Annotated in this window: 3 protein-coding genes; 1 reads left to right on the forward strand and 2 read right to left on the reverse strand. The window is 40.3% G+C overall.

Going from position 1 to position 1,006, the window contains the following annotated elements:
* Positions 1 to 113: transposase (locus O9324_RS13005; protein ID WP_071784045.1), on the forward strand; the 113-nt coding region annotated here is incomplete at its 5' end.
* 135 nt (positions 114 to 248) lie between these two features.
* Here the strand turns inward: O9324_RS13005 and O9324_RS13010 are convergent.
* Positions 249 to 581, reverse strand: coding sequence for a hypothetical protein (locus tag O9324_RS13010; protein ID WP_288140403.1), 333 nt, complete (start codon positions 579 to 581; stop codon positions 249 to 251).
* A gap of 33 nt (positions 582 to 614) precedes the next feature.
* Positions 615 to 737, reverse strand: a complete 123-nt coding sequence (locus tag O9324_RS13015) for a hypothetical protein (protein ID WP_288140404.1) — start codon at positions 735 to 737, stop codon at positions 615 to 617.
* Positions 738 to 1,006 lie beyond the last annotated feature (269 nt).

Below are 1,006 nucleotides of genomic sequence, written 5' to 3' on the forward strand. Positions count from 1 at the left end.
TGGTCGAGGGAATCAACAATAAACTTAAACTAATAAAACGGAGAGGCTATGGCTTTAGAAACTTTCGGAATTTTTGGGTTAGAAGTATGTTATCTTGGCATCTTGTATGTTGATTTAGCATAAAGGGTAACGAAGAGCCAATTTTAGGGAGACTAACCCTCTCATCCTCGGATAATTCTGGCTTACCCCTCGCGTCCACCCCATCGGTGTAAACCGATTCAACTATCTTTAAAAAGGCTTTTTGAGCTTCATTCATTATCGTCTTCATCTTCAAAATCATCTTCATCCTCAAAATCGTCTTCATCCTCGGAATTTACGGGAAAATCTTCGGGAGAATAGAGCAAGGCAAAACTTTCAAAATAAGGCTTGATTGCCTCCTCATAATCCGAACGCGTTCGCAGTTTAGAAAATTTACCCCGATCAAAATCTGCCTTGATAGTGCTGACGATTCTCGCCAAAGGTTCGGGATAAACAGGACTAGCGCCTTCATGACTCGAAGCCATTCGCGAAAAAACATCGCCGTCTCCTGCCACCAGTCCCCTAAACAAATTTTTGACAAAACTTTCTAAACGTGGATCCATAAATTTCCTCACTTCGACAAGGCTCAGTGACCTCTAATTTTCCTCCATTTCCATAATAGCAATTCCTTTTTCTCTGGTTACTTTGTTCACTTTAACCCCAGTAAAAGCAGGAGAGATTTTTGGCCAAACCCCTTGACTGAAAACGGAACTTGACATATACTTATATATATAATGGGAATCCGTGCCTGCCTGCAAACCCTTCATTTTTGGGCAAATAACCCTAAAAAACACTCTCAAAAAAATCTTGAGCAGGATTAATCTGCCGGTATGGGTGGCTAACCCTAGATAATTATTCCTGAATCATTGGGACAGTTTTTGGCTAATTCTGATATAACAGCTATGAAGATTTTGACGATTTTACAGGGATTAATCGACAAAAATCCCTTAACTGAGGCGGATCTAGAAGAATTACTAGCGATCGAATC

It is taken from the genome of Microcystis sp. LE19-84.1B (assembly GCF_027531875.1).
Lineage (GTDB): Bacteria > Cyanobacteriota > Cyanobacteriia > Cyanobacteriales > Microcystaceae > Microcystis > Microcystis panniformis.

Coding starts and splice junctions, on each gene's coding strand:
- O9324_RS13010 (WP_288140403.1), bottom strand. CDS start 581: ATGGATCCACGTTTAGAAAGTTTTGTCAAAAATTTGTTTAGGGGACTG.
- O9324_RS13015 (WP_288140404.1), bottom strand. CDS start 737: ATGTCAAGTTCCGTTTTCAGTCAAGGGGTTTGGCCAAAAATCTCTCCT.